Source organism: Bacillus sp. ISL-77 (assembly GCF_018613105.1).
This window is the reverse complement of sequence record NZ_JAGGQY010000006.1, coordinates 1-18,084: the sequence shown is the minus strand read 5'-3', so window position 1 is coordinate 18,084 and position 18,084 is coordinate 1. Positions and strand designations below refer to the sequence as shown.

Here is an 18,084-nt window from a genome sequence, read left to right as displayed (position 1 = left end):
CAGAAACATTTCACACAACTAACCTGCCCCGTTACTTGAATAAGAAAAATGCTTTACTATTTGTTAAAGTAAAGTACCCGATAGTTTAAGTGCATATCTTCACAATCTAATAAAGATTAGCATCAATTACGATACTTTAGCCACTTTCTTCGGATTCGGTACAATTTGTGAAACAAACGCCCAAAGTATTAAACAAATAATGAGGAAGCCAACATTCAAACTGATTACTCCTCCCCATCCGTATGCAGACCAAAACACCCCTCCGAGTGTTCCACCTACACTAGAACCCGTATAGTAAAGAAATAAATATAATGATGAAGCTTGTGCTTTGTTTTGTAAAGCACGTTGCCCGACCCAGCTGCTTGCAATCGAATGACCTCCAAAGAATCCATAGGTAAACAATCCAAGTCCAAGTATTTTAATCAATAAATTAGAATCCAAAGTTAAACAAACACCGATTAATGCAATTAATAAGCTGATGAATAATACCTTCTGCTTTCCGTGACGATCTACCAATTTTGCTGTCCAGACAGAGCTAAACATTCCAACTATCATGATTAAAAATATCCAACTTACAAATGTTTGGCTAAGCGAATAGGGTTTTCCGAGTAATACATAACCAATATAATTGAATAACGCTACATTACTCCCTAAAAGCAAAAATCCTATGACAAATAAGCAAACTAGACCTGGATCTTTCAGATGGTCAACTAATGTTTTACCTAACTTACCAAGTTCTAACTGACGAGCTTTGAAATTTTGTGAAGGTGGCAAACTATTCCAAAAAATTAAGGTAGCAGCTAAACTTATGATTCCAATTCCCCCTATTGCAATGTGCCAACCAAAGTAGTCGCTCAACATACCAGAGAAAACTCTGCCAAAAACAGCACCAATGGAATTGCCACATATATATAACCCCATAGCCGAACCAAGACTCTTGGATTCTATTTCTTCACCAAGATAAGCCATTGCAATTGAGGGCAATCCAGCCAATGAAATTCCTTCAATAGTTCGTAAACCTAGCAGAAAATGAAAATTTGGACTGAATGCTGTGAGAATACAAAACACAGAAGCAGCCAGCATGGAAATGACCATAATAGGCTTTCGTCCCCATACTTCTGACAAAGAACCCAAAATCAGCATGCTGATGGCAAGAACTATTGTTGTTATGGAAAGAGACAGACTTGCAGTAGCTGGATTAATGTTATATTCTTTTGTGAATTCTGGCATTAAAGGTTGAACACAGTAAAGAATAGCAAATGTATTAAAACCAGCAGCAAAAAAAGCAAAGCTGGTTTTGCGAAATAGAGGCGTACCTTTTTGAATGTAATTCATAATACAATCACCCAATTCATATGACTTCCAACATAATGCATAATAAAAATCTCTTTATTTCAAATTATGTATTTTGCTTCTGATTTTTATAGTACCACCGATTATACATGATGTATAATTCATTATGTTAATGTATTTAATGCATTTATGTAATGAATAAACCAATGGAAAGTGGTGTTATAAAATGGAATGGCAACAGTTTGAATATTTTCAAACACTGGCAAGAATGCAACACGTAACCCATGCCGCAGAAGCCTTATCAATCTCCCAGTCAGCCCTTAGCCGTTCGATTGCCCGATTTGAGGATGAAATAGGTGTGCCTTTATTTGAACGTCAGGGACGTTCAATTAGATTAAATAAATATGGTCATATCTTTTTAAAGCGTGTGGATAATATGATGAATGAATTCTATGAAGGCAAACAAGAAATTAAAGATTTACTCGATCCAGAGCAGGGAGAAGTATCGCTTGGGTTTCTGCACACTTTAAGTACAAGTCATATACCTGATATACTCGCCTCTTTTCGATCCTGCTATCCTAAAATCAATTTTCGTCTTGGACAAGGACCCTCCCACAATCTTATTGACCAGTTGCAATCAGGAGAGTTTGATCTTTGTCTAATTGCTTCTATGGAGAATAAATCACCAATTGTATGGAGACAGCTTTGGAATGAAGAACTTTTCGTTATAGTCCCTAAAGACCACAAATACGCTTATCACAAAAATATTACATTAGAAGAAATTGCAGATGAATCTTTTATCCATTTAAAAAAAGGATTCTCACTTCGTATTACCTTCGATCAATTATTTAAAGAAGCGGGAATTACTCCTAAGATAACATTTGAAGGAGAGGAAGCAGACACTGTTGCAGGGCTTGTCGCTGCGGGATTGGGAATATCAATTCTACCGAATTTAAAGGGAACAGATCAAAGTAAAATATCACAAATACCTATCAATAGTAAGCAATGCCAGCGGACAATTGGAATTGCGTGGGTAGATGGAAGATATTTATCACCTGCAACTCAAAAATTTAAACAATATGTCTTGGACCATTCCTACGAATTAGAATAGGAGTGGTCATTTTTTTGAAACAAAATTTTAAATTGTAATGTTAAATCTGTATTAGATAAATCTCCTCTTATTGAACTCCCTCAGTTTAATACGATTTTCTCCCGAATATTCGCAGGATTTCATACAACTTGATAACCAGTAATGATTAAATGAAGGGGAGGACGATCCGTTACAGGCACGTGAAGGCATAGTGAAATAAAGGACTATAATAATACTCCATTATTTACCATATGATGTACATTCTCCACGCCGCCCCTGGAGGCTTTCCCTCCCATGTCTCAACGGGTCATTTGCCCTTTCATTCCTTCGTCATGCCTATCCAAGAGGTGGAGGCCAGTTTTGCTATCGGGATGGGTCTGTGCCCTTTTGTTTAAGTAATCTGGTACTCCGTACATATTTGAAATCCTACGAATAAGCCAACATTCGACTTGTGTAAACTCTATTTAATACAGAAAAAGATTATTTTTAAAGTCTTATTAAAACTTGTGTACTAAGCTGCCAAAAGTGTTAAAGCTTGTACTTTATCAGGATTATAAGATTCATTTCGACGAGCGATTCCCACTAAACTTCTAGTAAACTTACCAATCAATTTCATAATTGATTTCATTTTCTTTATTTTTTTAACCTTAACATTCTGGGTGTGGATTGCTTGAAATTCTGGGTTATTCACCACAAGGTTCATTGTAGCCAAGTAAAGGAATCGCCGTAGCCTTGATCTTCCTCGTTTTGATAACACAATTTGCCCTTTCCACTTTCCAGAACTAGCTTCAGCGAGGTGTAATCCTGCATGTCGAAGTAGCGAATTACCGTGAGAAAATCCACTAATATCTCCAGCTTCACCTAAAATGCCAGCTAAGGAAATTTCACTAATACCTTTGATGGTAAGCAACTTTTTAGCATAAGGGATTTTATTCAATACATCGGTAACTTGCTTTTCAACTCTTTCGAGTTGAATTACTGCTAAATCATATTCTTCAAGTAATTGCTCCAAATGAAATTTATAAGCATCTAGTGCTTGTCTTGAACTGATGGAGTTCTTGGCTACCTGAAGAAGTAATTGGGCCTTTTTTAATCCAGGTTGCCGCTTCATCAGTGATTTCCAGCCTATAATAATCTCATGAGGCTGCTTGGTGGCCAATTCCATCGGAGTAGGAAAAAGACGAAGGGTAGCGATTGCCCCTTTAGCAGTAATGTTTTTAAACACTTGACGGAGTTCTGGAAAGACAATATCTACCCAGAGATTTAATTGATTAACAGAACTAACAAGTCGTTTAACCACTACATCACGGTTAGACATAAGAACTCTTAGTTTTTCAAAAGATTCTGATGTGTATCTAACCTCGGAGTAGTAGCCGTTCTTTACCATATCAGCTATAACTAAGGCATCTTTTTTATCGCTTTTTGACTGAGTATTATCACGGTTTTCTTTATTCCTTTTTACTAAATGTGGGTTCACCGTTACTACCTCAATATTTTGTTTAATAAGCCATTTTGAAAGATTGATCCAGTAGTGCCCAGTTGGTTCCATCCCAATAATTGCTTCATCTAGGTTATTTAAACTTTGAAGATTTTTAATCCATTTTAGTAAACTAGTAAATCCCTCTTCATTATTTTCAAATGGAAGAGGATCACCAACTACAATTCCACGGAAGTTAACTGCTCTTGCAACGTGTAGATGTTGAGCAATATCCACTCCAACAATAAGATGAGTATCGGAAATTCATTCTATTAGTTGATTTTGTTTGTCTTGCATTTTAAAATTCATATTAGGCTCCTCCTAAGATTTTGAGTTAGATTGGTCTCTATACTCGTATGTTACTGAGGGGCTCTATTTTTTTCAAACCTGATATTTAACGATCTACAGGAATGCTTACCTGCTTCTTTAGCTTAATAATAACTGCCGTTTCAATTTCGTAAATCAGGTCAATAATTCCTGTAAAAAAGAAATTTCCGGGAGAGATGAAATTGTTATTATCTAAGGCATGGGAAACGTATGAATCTGATAAACGAATTGAAGGATTTTCACCGCAAACATTAAAAGCATATAAACTTCAATCCAGCCTACTTATACGCTTTTTTAAAGATGTTCAACTTGATACTATTACTACCGATCAAATAAAAGCTTATTTAGCGAAATCAAGTGAAAAGCTCAGACCTGCCAGTTTGGCTCATCGAATTCGTTTTATGAAATCAATGTTTCGATGGTCACATGAAGAAGGACATATCCCCCAATAACCCAGCAGTTAAAATAAAAGAACCTAAAACAGGCAAACGAATCCCTAAATTTTTGACCGAAATGGAAATTGAACATCTACGTGAAGCCTGCTACAGCCCAATGGAAAACGCTCTGTTTGAATTCATGTTCTCCACCGGGTGCAGAATAGGAGAGATAGTCACCTTAGATAGAATCAGAATTAATTGGTCTAACCGGTCCGCAGTTATAAGAGGTAAAGGTGATAAAGAACGGGAGGTCTATTTTAATATCCGCGGCGAAATTTGGTTAAAACGATACCTGGATAACCGTGTAGACAGGGCTCCTGCTATATTGCGCTGGGTATTAATAGACGTCATTAATATAGCCCGCCCACATGTGTTAGCAGACTCGAATTCAGAACGAATGCATTTGCCGCTGATTTTAACACCATTTCCTCCAGCATTCCAATCACCTCTTTCCGATTCTTAATCCATGATTTTCTACGCACGTAAATTTTATTCAGAATTACTGCCGCTAATCCTGTAAATTAATTTTACATTTTTTAAAAAAAGGAACTTCGATAATATCCATCTTCTTTGTTTGAATTTTCTTCAACCTGACCTATAGTTGAATAACGCTATTATCTGAGTTTTCCATTCGGTAAAGCCGGTAATACTTCCTCTAAATAATTAATTTGGAGGGAATTATTTTGCTATTATCTAAAGCATGGGAATCTTACGAGGCGGACAAAAGGATTGAAGGTTTCTCCTCACAAACACTCAAAGCTTATCATCTTCAAGCTAAGTTACTTATTCGTTATTTTAACGACCTAAAGATAGGAGACATTACTACAATTCAATTAAAAGAATACTTCGCAAGATCTAATGAAAACTTGAAACCATCCAGTCTAGCTCATCGCATTCGATTTATGAAATCCTTTTTCCGTTGGTTACATGAAGAAGGACATATTTTGAAAAATCCTGCAGCTAAAATAAAGGAACCCAAAGTAGGTAAGAGCATCCTAAAGTTTTTAACGGAAAGAGAATTAGAGCATTTACGGGAAGCTTGTAACACCGCAATGGAAAAGGCTATTTTTGAATTTATGTTTTCAACCGGGTGCAGAATTGGAGAAGTTGTTTCGTTAGATAAAAATTGTATTAATTGGTCAAACAGGTCAGCTATTGTCCGCGGGAAAGGAGATATAGAAAGGGAAATTTATTTTAATATCCGCTGTGAAATAGGGCTAAAACGGTACCTGGACAATCGTCAAGATAAGGACCCAGCTATTTTTGTAACTGAACCTATACACGAAATATTTTTAGACCATGAAAAGGCGATGCTTGTTGAAGCATCGCACCCGTTAGCCATCCATGAAGCTCAACTTCAACACATAATATGTAAGAAAATATCGTTCTTAAATGGTAGTAAAAATGAGTACCCCTTTAACATAGCCTAAATAAAAAAGAGAAGGAAACAATGTTCCCTCTCCATAGCTTTCTTTTTTAGTATCAGTAATTTAATTTATTCTAATAAAATGCAGTCTACTACTCCTTAAAATAAAAATACTTAGTTTTTACAAATAATACTCAATCATTTTTGCAAACTTTTCTTTCAGTTTTTCTTTTATAGATAATTGATTGACGTCAGAGGATGTTACTCGCTTTGAATTTTGGATGTCTTCATTGATGACTGGCTTTATTTTAGAAATAAAGACAGGGTCATGAATATAGCAGTTCATTTCTTCATTTAAATGAAACGAGCGCGAATCAAAATTTACGGTCCCTACCATCAATACGTTTTTATCAATCAAGAATACTTTACCGTGTATCACTCCCTTTTTATAACCGTATACTTCTATTCCCTGTTTTAATGCTTTTCGAATATATGGATACGCTGCCTCTTTAACTAACAGTGCATCCGAATGAGGTGAGAACAGAATTTTAACACGAACCCCTCTTTTTCTTGCATCCACTAATGAGTTCCAAATAGGTCTGTCATTTAGTATAAAATAAGGTGTTACTATAATGATGGACTCTTTTGCTTGCTGAAACAGCATTGCATAATCTTGCCCAAGTTTTTCTCCGCTATAATATGCAGTAAATCGATGCGAGGTTGCTCCCTTTTCCTTTGTCGTGCTGTGTATAGGAATCTGTTGCTCTGTGTTTTTCTTCCAGTCTAACACAAATTGATGTTCTAGATCTTGAACTCCTTCTCCTCGTATTTGAAGGTGATAATCTCTCCAGTGACCGAGTTTTACTTTTTCTCCTAAATACTTCTTGCCGATGTTAAATCCGCCAATGTACCCAATCCTTCCATCAATAATTGAAATACGGCGATGATTCCGACGATCCAAAGAAGCAAAAAGATAAGGTAAAGCAGGCTTATTGTAATACGTAAAATGCACTCCTGCTTTAACCAATAATTCTCTTTCCCTCTTCTTTAGTAAAATTCCACCCAGCCTGTCCACTGCATAATATACTTCTATACCTTCCTGGCTTTTTTGTCTCAATAAATCTAGAAATTGATGACTTACTTTATCATCAGCAATAGAGAAAAAGTTGATATACACGTAATGTTTTGCTTTCCTTATATCTGAGAATAATTGATTGTCTAACTGTTTCCCGTCCGTATACATAGTAATATTACTTTGACGAATCGGGTATTGGATGGGCTGCTGGTCAAATACCATCCTTTTTTCGGCTGCTGTTCTGTCAATATTACTCCAAGGAAGCAAAACAAAACATGCGCCGAAAAATACAAATAGGAGTACTTGAAGGATTTTCCGTATCTTTTTCAGCATATTTAATCTCCTTTATATATTATCGTTTTCATTCTGTTAGTTTTTGTTATCGGGACAAAACTATCCCGTTAGCCCTCCATGGAGCGGAAGTTTCGCAATAATTGTTGTACTGTTTATTCTACCTATTATCGTAGGTTCTGCCTTTGTTGGTCGAAGATATTATTAATTTATAAAAAAGGGGGATTTTACATGCTTGGTTACTGCGGATATGGTTATGGTGGTTACGGCTATGGAGGATATGGATATGGTTACGGCGACCGTTCAACATTCGTTCTAATTGTCGTATTGTTCATGCTATTAATTATTGTAGGGGCTTCCTGGTTTTAACCCAATAACCTTTTATTACCATTAGCCTTTATACGACTAAGCATTATGGAGGAACTTCCACCATTTGGAAGTCCCTTTTATATTTACTACCAATAAAGATTATTTCTTTTCGATTTCCAATTGGAGAATAAAATATTTTCGGAAATTTTCATTACTATTGTTTAATTCAAACAATTAACCTTTAACATCCTTGTCTAACTAGACTAAACTGCTTCGTTAGTCGAATAAGCAAGGGGATCGCCGCAGCAATCCCCGTTTACAGAACAAGATTCATATTCTCATTTTATGTTCCGTTTTAGTCCTTAAACTTTTTGATTTAAGGTGTAGTAATTGTGATATATAATTTGTGAGCATCGGAATTCCATGTGTAAGTTTTAATGTACTTCATTAACTAGCTGCTTCATCGCGTTTAACTCCGCAGAAAGCGCCAAAAACCATTCCTTATCCCCTGTTGATAATGCCAAGTCTAGGAGAAATTCAATTTGTGACTTGTTGGTTACATTAGAAACAGGCAGTTTTTTCACCCGTTTACTTAAAATAGGTATTGTTTTGCCAAACAATTGATTATTGTCACTTGTAACAACCGTTACCTTCACTATTCCTTCTATACTTGACAGTGATTCAATATAGCCAATCATTAATTCGCCATCCCGTGATTCCGCCTTAATCCAATCACCTGTCTTTAAAATCGTATTATTATTGGAGAACATAGTTTTTTTCACCTTCTTAATTTTTTTGCGTTTAATCCTAGGATATGCCAGCATTAATTAATCTGTAATGTTTTTTATTACATTTTACTTAAAGAGATCTGCAGTTCTTTACCGGTCACTCACGCTTATTAACAAGATCAACAACCTCTTTGATTGTATACTTCTTTAAATATTCTCCCAGATGTTCTTCTGCTCCGAAGAAAATGTTACAGAGAACTCTTTGCATATTCGCCCCTACAATACACTTTTCATTTGACTCAGGACACTTGGGCTGCAGTGCACCATCTGAGGTTATCTTATATATATCCCAAAGATTCACTTCACTTTGACCTAGTGCAAAAATAAATCCGCCGCCAGTTCCCTCTTTTGATTTAATAAATCCATTTTTTTTTAACAAACTTAGCACTTTTCGAATGCGTACCGCATGGACGCCAGCACTTTCCGAAATGGCATCGCTTGTTGACATGCGGTCTGGCTGTAGAGCAAGAAAAGATAAACTATGAATGGCAAGTGTAAAATCACTATTCATGTGCTTGCCTCCTAAGCAATAAAACTTTTCACTAGTTTTACTATTACATGTATTGTCTGCATCTTTTTTTAAAATTAATAACGTACTGTAATACTAAGCATTACAGATTAGGTAGTTAAGCATTTAGCTTTTCTAATTCCGTGGATAAGCCGATTTATTTAAATATCCCATTGTTTTTTGACTTGCTCTTCTGCGATCCGTTTAATTTTTTCCCATGGCATATCTTTTTCCGCTATGACATTGGTATGGTAATTCCGATTTTTATAATTTACTGTCACGAAAACTTCAAACATCCGTTTTTCCTCCTTTTAAAAAACATATATAAATTAAATATATAAAGGTTTTAAATTTAACTATAAAGACTAAGCATTTTGCCCTTATTATTTCATTTTAATTGGCCTCTTTTTGCAATTCGGTGTACAAATAGTTTCGTATCCTACGGGGCAGAAAGCTACGAATTTCGTCCTCGTTATATCCAACCTGTAATCTTTTTTCGTCCAAAATAATTGGCCGGCGCACCATTTTGGGATGCTCCATTATTAATTTATACAATTCATTAAGCGGGAGAGATTCAATATCTATGTTTAATTCTTGGAACGCCTTCGAATTCGTTGAAATAATCTCGCTCGTCCCCTCTTCTGTCATGCGAAGAATCGATTTAATCTCATCGACTGTAAAGGGCTGAGATAAGATGTTTCTTTCCATATACTCAATTTGATGCTCTTCAAGCCAAGCTTTCGCTTTTCGGCAAGAACCACAACTCGGTGTGGTATACACAATCACCATACTTTTACACTCTCCTTCGTGTATTTTGGCAAGTATATTTAAATGTAATAAAAAATCTTACAGTTGCTATACTGTAAATTTAATCGTTACAGTTCATTTTGTCAATTGTAAAGTTTTGGTTTTAATTTATGATAAACCCCTTGACAGCTCTTGTTGGGTTCCTCCAATGAGACTGTTTTAAAGGAAATAGATTAAAATGGAGCTATATTAAAAAGGAGGTTAAATAGTTACTTGCATTCAATAAAAATCCTAAATATTCCATCACTGGATCTAGCATCCTAATGACCATTTCATTTCTTTTATGATATATTTCTTATCGTAGTCGATGAGCAAACAAACATGAAATGGTGAGTAATCGCGGCTCATGTTTACATGAGTTGAGGAAAGTCCAGGCTCGCCCGGTGCTGAGATGCCCGGAGTGTTCGTGCCATCTGCAAAGGTGGGCAGCAGACTTCGTATCTGCTGACGGCGGAGAAATCATGCTAAGTCCTCAAGGATATGCTGAGAGTAACCTGAAAGTGCCACAGTGACGAATTCTTCTGGAAACAGAAGAAATGGAACGGGTAAACCCCACGAGCGAGCAACCCAAACTTTGGTAGGGGCACCATCCTGCGGGAATAATGAACCAAAGGGATGGATCGGTCTTCTAGACTGATAGTCATATGATTACACCTGTTGTGCGAGATTGGCATCGCTAGAGCACGCAGGAACAGAACCTGGCTTACAGCCATTTCATGCGCCGAATTCATCAACTGTTAGGGATATTATTCCCTCCGATTGTTCCATTCCTTATAATTACCCATAAGAAAGATCCTAGCCAATACTAGTATAAATATCTCTTACTGTTAACGAACCGTCTAAATAGTCCTGCCCATCCATGATGACATGCATCGGGACCACTTGACCATTATGTTTTTCAGCTAATTCTTCAGGTAAATTCGCACCACTCTCTGTCGACAAAATCAGTCTTCTCATTAATATCCTCCATTTCCAGATAAAAAACCGTTACTAGTCGTTCTTATTTTTATATTCTACTCCTGTAACTGCTAAACTAAAATTAAAAAGAAAAGTTAATTATAAAATAACCGACATTCATAATAGAATGTCGGCTAAACGTCACCAAAACCTAATTGGATATTACAATAATACTTACTTTAAGACATTGTTTTGACGATACCAACTACTTTACTTTTAGGAATAGTTGGATCATGTTGGACAATAAATGCCTTCGAAAATCGATCTAAATACGTCTCTTCATGTGATTTCGGAGTGAGAATAATGAGCTTTCGTTTTAGTTCGCTAACATACAAATCAAACACTTTTACTTTCCGGTGTTCGTCTAAAGCACTATCAAACTCATCAAGGACAATAAATCCAGGTGTCGTCTGGAGGTTTTGTAGAAGTGAGAGGGCAAATAATAGGGAACTTAAAGATTCCTCACCACCCGATACCCCTTTACCAACTCTACCGCCGCGCGCTTTAATACTCACATCTTCCATGGCACCACGATGACCTTCTTTCCGAGCCTTGATATACAAATTAAAATGTGTCCGACGTCTTCTGTCTTCATATGGCTCCCAACTTATTTCCCCTTCAAATTGGAACTGACTCATATAGAATTTAAACCGCTGCTGAAGCTCAAGAACACGCATATTAATCGTTGTTTCCAATTGATCCTTAAGATTTTCTGTTCTTTCTTTATCCTGATCAAGTAGTACTTTCGTCCGTTTATATTCATTATCCAAACGTTCATATTCCGATTTTACAGTATCATAATTTTCCTGGGCAGCCGGGTCTATATCCGCCTCCTGGCGGGCATTATCAAAAATAATTTTACCGTTTTCACGATTTTTCTTTAATTGTGATTCAGATAGGAAAGACTCAGATACACTACTTTTGGCAGATTCATCGTATATTTCGGATATTAACCTTTGTACATCTACCAATTCCTTAATAATTTTCACAAGTTCGGATTGGCAAGTTTCCTTGTCGTCAAAGTAATTCTTCTTTTGTTTTTCAATGCTTGAAATCTTTCGCCCGGCGTCCTCAAGTACATCATTTAGATTTCTAAGACCCCGTTCTGTTCTATTAATATTTCTTTCTAATTGATCAATATTTTCATTAAGTGCTTCAAGCTGCTTCTTCTGATTTTTAAGGTTCTCTTTTTCTTGCCCCAACTGATTTTGCAATCGATTCCGTTCTTCATACTTTACTTTCATTCTTCCGAGTTCTTCATATATTTTTGCTTCGTCGATTAATACCTTTTTCAAATTCTCTTGTTGTATTTGCAGCCTCATCAAACGATCTTTTTCTTGACCCATTTCATTGATGCTTTCATTTATTAAATCTTTTAGGTGTGATTCATCTTCAAACTTCTTTTTCCTTACTATTCTTTCATGTTCATTCGTCATAAACGCTTCAGATTCTTTGACTTGATGAATAATACTATTAAGCTCTTGAATAATCTTTGTATCAGCAGTGATTTGCTCATCCAATTGAGAAAGATTTTGAGAAAGGTCCCTTACAAGCTTCTCCACTTCCAGTTTGCGGATTTTTAAAGCTTTTACACTCAAAATATAACGTTCTTTTTCCTGTGGGCCACGTATTCCCATTGGATCAATCAAAATTCCATTCCTGATTGAAAAAGAACCTTGTTTAAAAAATTGCTCGACCCACCAAAGTGCTTTCATCGCATAAGTTAGAACTTCCTCATCTAACCCTTCCTTAACTTGTAAGTGCAAAGCCGGCAATTTTGTCAATACTCGGTCAGGAACCACCTTCATTAGCGGTACATGATAGAGATCGTTTGGAGGTATGACATCTTTTCCATTGAAAAAGATGGTATATTTTATTGCATCGTATAATTGTTCATCTTTTAGTTGTGAAGTCGCATCTAACTCTAGCAGTTCCCGAAGAGCAAAAGCCTTTACTTTCTGAGAAGCAAAAAATTTCATTGACTCTACTTGCCGTAATGATAAATCCCGATTCTCCTTTAGCAGCATTAATTCCTCTTTTAAAACTTTTAGCTTTTGTGTATCAGAGAAATAGATTTCTTTATTAGAAGTGACTCTTGCTTCAAGAGAACGAATCTTTTCTTGTACATCATGACTGCTTTTATATTGTAGTATTCTTTCATCATGAACTTTTTCTGATTTTTCATCGCGTTCAATCTCTTGTTGGATACTCGTAACTAATTCTACCTGCTTTTGCCAAGCATTATTTTTATCACTCAATTGCTCTTGGTTGTGCATAAATTCAGCATCTGTTTTTTCTTGCTCTTCCAAAAGCTTCTTAAGTGCTGTTTTTACTTCTTCTTCTGTTCTCGTTAATTGATTTTGTCTTTTTGTAATGGATTCTAATTCTTGGTCAAGTTCTTGAATCCGAGCTTGTAATTGTTTAATTCCCTCAGTTATTTTTTCCTGCTTTTGTTCTTGTTCATTAATCTCTAATTCTATTTGTTGGTACTCTGCTTTAGAAATAGCTAATTGTTCCATCGTGTGTTCTTTTAAGCCTTTATTAACAGAGAAATTATCCTTTTCTTCAGCAATCTCCTCTTCTAGAGTCAAAACCAAATCTTCTAATCTTTCAATTTCCTGCTTATAATGCGCTTCTAACTGAAATAGGGATTCAGCATAAAGCCTTCCACCTTCAAATAGTCGCTTTTGATTATCCAAAAATCGATCTAATGCAGACTTTTTCATAGAGAGTTCAGTTTTCATAAGCTTTACATTCGACTCGGCTATTCGGAGAGATTCCTCTGTGTCTTTTACCTTCTCCATACTTTCTTCCCAATCACGCTGCACTTGATCAATACCATGCATTTCACTAAAAATCCGGAACCGCTCCTCAGGATTCATGACAGCGAATTGGTTCACCTCTTGTTGGTACCATATCAAATAGAAGAGATCGGGATCCACTTTGTATTTATATGAAGATCCCTTTTAAAGGCGGTGAAGTTATAGAACCTATCCCCTGATGAATACTTAATGCTTTCTTCCCATTCATCGATATTATCACCAGTAGAAATACGAAACTCCTTTTTTATAGGCTGGCCTGGGTCCTGGATAATTTTCAAACTCAATTCCACAAAAGTAGGGGCATCAATTTTCATCCAGCCTTCATTTTTGAACAATAAGGAAATTCTAGCTTTCCATGTCAGGTCAGTCGGTAGATTACGGGACTTTAATCCTTCCACATCAACTTTCGAAGAATATAAAACAGCCCCCATACAAAAAGTAATCGTGGACTTCCCGGCACCATTTGGTCCGGTAATCATGACATGGTCATTCTCTCCTGATAAATCTAATAGAGTTGGTGGGTAGTCACGGATACCTGAAAAGGTAAGTCTCCATGGAATCATTCTTCATCACCCTTTTGATAGAGATTATATCGTTTGAAAAACTTTAACACTTCTTCTTTGTTCAGCTGATTGGATTGACTAAACTCAGCCGTCCGCCTTAAGAAAGAGTCTGTAAACATATGAACACCAATGGCGGTGAGTTGGTAAGCTTTTTCTTGAGAGTTTGTATCGTATTCTTCTATGGCACCAATTTTTTTAAGTGGGTCAATATTCAACAATAGTCGCTGATTCGCCTTTGTCGTTTCGTGACCAAAGGCATTTAAAAGTTGATCAAATAAAGTAAATTCATGTTGTAGAACTTCCTGTTGATAAAACATATATAGTAAGATGGACAAGCTTTCCTTTGTTAAGGTATTCCGTGCAGCTCTTGCTGGGACTCTCATCATGATGATTACTTGGTCACGTCGTTCATCATAAATCACTTTGATATATCGGTTAATTGCTTGGTTTACCCTAGTTAGAAAAGAGAAGAATTTCTCATCGTTTCCTTGGATATGAAGCAGCTTTTCCACTTCTTTTCTAGAAAGACCAAAGTTTCCAGATCGAATGGATGCTGAGGAAGAAAACAGAATATTCATAAAGGTCAATTCCTCTTCTTCTGTTAAAAAGCCCTTTAAGGATTGCATCACATTAAGTGGATTCACATTGACTTCGTTTCTATCATCTATCATTTCACTCTGGTTGTTTTTCTCTCTTGTTTCGTTTTCTGATAATGTTGGATCCATCGTCACGATTCATCCACTCCCATTTTCGTTCATATTTTGGTATTTCTACCTTTTCTTTCGGCTTTGTTACGGTTATTTTTTTGTTTCCGACTAAAGCTGCAACTGCTGTAATGGCATTAACAGCATCACTCCACTGTGTGGAAGTAGCCTCAATGACCAGTTGTTCCATTGGTGTTTCATCATGTTCGATTAAATAGGATTTAATCGCTTCAGTTTCAATCATTGACTTCGTCAGCTTCCATTGAGTTTCTCCCAGTAACTCTTCCATATCTTCGTCAGAAATAACTTCAGTTCTATATTCAAGCTCATCTTCAATTTCCTCAATTGAAATTGCTAACGGTTCATATGTTTCTAGATAGTGAATGGCCTCATCTATGGCTGCAGGGGCAATTGGTGCTGCGAACTTTATCGGCATCCACAAACCATCTATAGCTTCATCCTCATGCTGTCCTTGTTCCATGAAACTAAATAATTGATAAACATTTGGTACATCGGAATCCAGTGGAGGATCGTACATTTGGATAATAAAAGCACGGATCTTTTCTGGCTGAATTGTAAAGGACAATGGTGTTTTTTGCATATGAGTGAATCTCAGGTATTTATTAATCATTCCTAAGCTTAAATTTGTCCCTTCAGCAAGTACTGCGGTACCCTTTTGCATTAGATTTGATAGAACTAAACTATCTTCAACTGTTTGAAACAATCTAAACCGTTCCTGTAATTTGACTTCTAACTCTTCCATTAACTGGTGAATCACTTCTAACTGTGGGAGTGCATTTCGATCTGCCAGCAATTCAAGCTCACGTTCTTTCATGATTTGAATCGCATTCTCAACGTTACGAATCATACTAGCAATCTTATTTCCACCAGAAATTCCATTGTCATCATATGCTTCACTCAATTCAGCATCTCGTCTTGCTTGAAAGAGTGAACGGCCAATATCGTCTTGCATATAGTAAGCCAATGAATCATTAGCCAAACGGATCAAGGCATCCATCATCCGTTTCCCAACATCACGCATTTTCAGCTGCCTGGATTGTTTAGAAATCCAGTTATATTTAACAAGGACATTGACAATTTGCTCTACTTTTTTCTTTGACGGCGGTTCAGGGTCGTTATAGCGGTTTCGATAACGAAAATAAACCATTTCAGCATTTTCAATTGGATCATCTAAGCCTAAAGCTTCCTCATTTATCAATTGAATAATCTTAAGAAAACGTAGAATTTCTGCAGGTGATTGAAAGGCGTTTTGTGATCCTAAATCACTTAAGACACCCGATAAGGAGGCAATGTCTCTCATCGACTGGTGAACTTCGGGATTGGAATCATTTACCTTAAAAATTGAAATTAATGTTTGATCCACTTTTTCCATTCATCTGCACCTCCTAAAACCTGTTCCTGCTCAATTTTTCTGTCTTTCAGTAACATCTGCATATATGCCTCATAATCCTGCAGGTTTTCAAGGACCTCTTTTTTGTGTGTAATCCACTTAATGATACGGTTATATTTTTCCGAAACCGTCAGATACACTTCTTTTGCTATTTGTAACCCATCTAGGTCGTAATCACTCCATATCAAAACCTGCTGAATCTTTCCGTTTGTTAAAAGCTGTTGAATACAATTCTTATGAGAGGACCTTAGGTGTCCATCAATACATACAACCAGGGAATCTGTTTCTTCAAGAAAATTCTTGGCAGCTGCCAATCTAGTTAAAATCGCTCTATTTTCAACAATCCATAGGGTAGTTGAATTTGTCGTATATTCCTCTTCGGCGATTGATAGGTCTGTTAGTGAATGAACGGGTCCATAACGATAGTCCGAGAAAAGTCCCGTTATTTGTCCAGAAAAATATAGAGGAGTGATTTTTCCAAGACTCGTCATACCTAACCGTGCGGCTGGACAATTGGTCCATTCCTCTAATTGGTTGATATACGCGTCTTTATACTGATCGAATTCCTTTGAACCTCCAATTTCTTTATAATAACTAGCACCGATTTCCTTCCAGTCAAATTCATTTTTGTGAAAACAAATGTGTAAAAATGCTAAAATAAAATGGAGGAATTTTATTCTCTTTGATACAGACCATCCAGAAGGAAAGTGTGGCAATTCTTTAAGTTCGAAGGAGCTTTGTTGGCAAATCTCGTTTACAATCGATAGACATGAATGGTACCCTTTATCCCGCTTATTGGAAATATCAGGTTTGAAAATTTGAACTAGAGATTGTGCCATCCCCTTCCAATTGCTAAACTCTTGTTCTAATTTAACTTCTTTTGCTCGGATTTGGTTCTGTTGGTATTTATACAACCAATAACTCATTCGATAATGTATCACATCTGGGGTTTTTCCATCCTTTTTAAACCGAATTTCCTTTAGAATTAAACCTTGGTTAAACCATTCCATTGTGTTCTTTTCATGCTCATTTAATGAAACCTTTTTCTTTGGTGTAATGCCTATACTTAACAATTCATCGGCGACAATGGCTGACTCTTCTTTTTTCTCATGGTCAGCAATTATTAATAAACCAACAACTCGAAGCGTTCTTTCAGTCTGCTTAATTATTTTTAATTCAAAAAAAGAATCACCACTTGTTAACTTGTTGGTGTAGTCGATTCGCTCACCACTTTTTAATAGATAGGTATTTATATAACTCAATTCTTCTTGATTTATCATAGGTTTTCTCCATCCATTTAGTTAACTATATTTTATCAAAGTAATAGAGTCATGGTGATTGTAAATATTATGAAATCGAGATTGACAAGCACGGAGCAAAATCAGCTTTGTTCCAGATTGGGTATTTGAGAAACCCAAAGATACTCCAATCCTTTATTTTACACAGCAGCATGATTTATTCCGCATATTCCTATTTCCATACCTTCCATTAATTCACACCAAAGAAAGACATATTATTATTGATTTTTAACACAAACAATCATTCTTATAAACAATTCACAAGTGCAACAATTGACTCTTATTATGAAGATGATAAAGAAATTTTGCTGACAGAGTAAATACAAGAAACAGTTGAAGTGGTAGAGGTGAAAGAAGACAAACTTTCAGAGGATTTCTTAGAGTATACCCGTTAGCCACCCATGCAGCGGTAAATCGTCGCTGCACCACAAAGAATGAAAATGTATTAGAACCGTCAATAATGATTCTACGGCTGGGAGAGGAAGGTCGATTCACTATGGTGCGTTAGAGCCCATCCGTTAGTCTGACTCCTACGACCACGGTGCACCACTGACTGTCGCT

At 36.3% G+C, this 18,084-nt stretch carries 17 protein-coding genes, 1 other RNA gene and 2 pseudogenes; 7 read left to right on the top strand and 13 right to left on the bottom strand.

What is annotated here, in order from left to right; all coding sequences use genetic code 11:
- Positions 1-126: 126 nt before the first annotated feature.
- Positions 127-1,335, bottom strand: a complete 1,209-nt coding sequence (locus J7E77_RS01835) for an MFS transporter (protein WP_214711981.1) — start codon at positions 1,333-1,335, stop codon at positions 127-129.
- A gap of 184 nt (positions 1,336-1,519) precedes the next feature.
- On the opposite strand from J7E77_RS01835, the gene J7E77_RS01830 reads away from it, so the two are divergent.
- Positions 1,520-2,404 (top strand): LysR family transcriptional regulator, encoded by an 885-nt coding sequence (locus J7E77_RS01830; RefSeq protein WP_214711980.1) that lies wholly within the window; start codon positions 1,520-1,522, stop codon positions 2,402-2,404.
- 490 nt (positions 2,405-2,894) lie between these two features.
- Here J7E77_RS01830 and J7E77_RS01825 read toward each other — a convergent pair whose 3' ends face one another.
- Positions 2,895-4,124, bottom strand: a complete 1,230-nt coding sequence (locus J7E77_RS01825; RefSeq protein WP_308160349.1) for an IS110 family RNA-guided transposase — start codon at positions 4,122-4,124, stop codon at positions 2,895-2,897.
- A 245-nt stretch (positions 4,125-4,369) separates the two neighbouring features.
- Between J7E77_RS01825 and J7E77_RS31370 the strand changes: the two genes are divergently transcribed.
- The 3 genes from J7E77_RS31370 to J7E77_RS01815 all read left to right on the top strand — a co-directional run bounded on the left by J7E77_RS31370 (position 4,370) and on the right by J7E77_RS01815 (position 6,054).
- Complete coding sequence (locus tag J7E77_RS31370; protein ID WP_308160348.1) at positions 4,370-4,639, top strand: site-specific integrase; 270 nt, start codon at positions 4,370-4,372, stop codon at positions 4,637-4,639.
- Complete coding sequence (locus tag J7E77_RS31365) at positions 4,614-5,087, top strand: tyrosine-type recombinase/integrase (protein ID WP_308160347.1); 474 nt, start codon at positions 4,614-4,616, stop codon at positions 5,085-5,087. The genes J7E77_RS31370 and J7E77_RS31365 overlap by 26 nt, the downstream gene beginning before the upstream one ends.
- A gap of 220 nt (positions 5,088-5,307) precedes the next feature.
- A complete protein-coding gene (locus tag J7E77_RS01815) occupies positions 5,308-6,054 on the top strand; it encodes a tyrosine-type recombinase/integrase (RefSeq protein ID WP_214711979.1) in 747 nt (248 codons plus the stop codon).
- A gap of 117 nt (positions 6,055-6,171) precedes the next feature.
- Here the strand turns inward: J7E77_RS01815 and J7E77_RS01810 are convergent, their stop codons facing one another.
- On the bottom strand, positions 6,172-7,398 hold the full coding sequence (locus J7E77_RS01810) for a phospholipase D-like domain-containing protein (RefSeq protein WP_214711978.1): 1,227 nt from the start codon (positions 7,396-7,398) through the stop codon (positions 6,172-6,174).
- 88 nt (positions 7,399-7,486) lie between these two features.
- Between J7E77_RS01810 and J7E77_RS01805 the strand changes: the two are divergent.
- A pseudogene (locus tag J7E77_RS01805) lies at positions 7,487-7,564 on the top strand (YjcZ family sporulation protein); the annotation flags it as partial.
- Between the two features lie 23 nt (positions 7,565-7,587).
- Complete coding sequence (locus J7E77_RS01800; protein WP_214711976.1) at positions 7,588-7,725, top strand: YjcZ family sporulation protein; 138 nt, start codon at positions 7,588-7,590, stop codon at positions 7,723-7,725.
- Positions 7,726-8,099: 374 nt separating this feature from the next.
- On the opposite strand, the gene J7E77_RS01795 is transcribed toward J7E77_RS01800, so the two are convergent.
- The 4 genes from J7E77_RS01795 to spxA all read right to left on the bottom strand — a co-directional run bounded on the left by J7E77_RS01795 (position 8,100) and on the right by spxA (position 9,750).
- Entirely contained in the window at positions 8,100-8,435 is a 336-nt protein-coding gene (locus J7E77_RS01795; protein ID WP_214711975.1) for an IDEAL domain-containing protein, read from the bottom strand.
- A gap of 115 nt (positions 8,436-8,550) precedes the next feature.
- Positions 8,551-8,964 carry an RrF2 family transcriptional regulator gene (locus J7E77_RS01790; RefSeq protein WP_214711974.1) on the bottom strand — a complete coding sequence of 138 codons (414 nt, stop codon included), beginning with the start codon at positions 8,962-8,964 and terminating at the stop codon, positions 8,551-8,553.
- A gap of 158 nt (positions 8,965-9,122) precedes the next feature.
- Positions 9,123-9,257, bottom strand: coding sequence for a BA3454 family stress response protein (locus J7E77_RS01785; protein ID WP_214711972.1), 135 nt, complete (start codon positions 9,255-9,257; stop codon positions 9,123-9,125).
- A gap of 97 nt (positions 9,258-9,354) precedes the next feature.
- Complete coding sequence (gene spxA, locus J7E77_RS01780; protein ID WP_214711970.1) at positions 9,355-9,750, bottom strand: transcriptional regulator SpxA; 396 nt, start codon at positions 9,748-9,750, stop codon at positions 9,355-9,357.
- 343 nt (positions 9,751-10,093) lie between these two features.
- Here spxA and rnpB point away from each other — a divergent pair.
- Positions 10,094-10,479, top strand: an RNA gene (rnpB, locus tag J7E77_RS01775) — RNase P RNA component class B.
- Positions 10,480-10,578: 99 nt separating this feature from the next.
- On the opposite strand, the pseudogene J7E77_RS01770 reads toward rnpB, so the two are convergent.
- The 6 genes and pseudogenes from J7E77_RS01770 to J7E77_RS01750 form a co-directional block, all read right to left on the bottom strand.
- Positions 10,579-10,725 (bottom strand): annotated as a pseudogene (locus J7E77_RS01770) (DegV family protein); the annotation flags it as partial.
- Positions 10,726-10,904: 179 nt separating this feature from the next.
- On the bottom strand, positions 10,905-13,607 hold the full coding sequence (locus J7E77_RS01765; RefSeq protein WP_251027970.1) for a chromosome segregation protein SMC: 2,703 nt from the start codon (positions 13,605-13,607) through the stop codon (positions 10,905-10,907).
- 35 nt (positions 13,608-13,642) lie between these two features.
- The gene (locus tag J7E77_RS30365) at positions 13,643-14,110 is read right to left on the bottom strand and encodes an AAA family ATPase (protein ID WP_251026822.1); all 468 of its coding nucleotides are present in this window, start codon (positions 14,108-14,110) and stop codon (positions 13,643-13,645) included.
- Positions 14,107-14,781 carry a hypothetical protein gene (locus tag J7E77_RS01760; protein WP_214711982.1) on the bottom strand — a complete coding sequence of 225 codons (675 nt, stop codon included), beginning with the start codon at positions 14,779-14,781 and terminating at the stop codon, positions 14,107-14,109. The genes J7E77_RS30365 and J7E77_RS01760 overlap by 4 nt, the downstream gene beginning before the upstream one ends.
- Position 14,782: 1 nt before the next feature.
- Positions 14,783-16,207 (bottom strand): hypothetical protein, encoded by a 1,425-nt coding sequence (locus J7E77_RS01755; protein WP_214711968.1) that lies wholly within the window; start codon positions 16,205-16,207, stop codon positions 14,783-14,785.
- On the bottom strand, positions 16,183-17,505 hold the full coding sequence (locus J7E77_RS01750) for a DUF2399 domain-containing protein (protein WP_214711966.1): 1,323 nt from the start codon (positions 17,503-17,505) through the stop codon (positions 16,183-16,185). Before J7E77_RS01750 ends, J7E77_RS01755 begins: the two co-directional genes overlap by 25 nt.
- Positions 17,506-18,084: the final 579 nt, after the last annotated feature.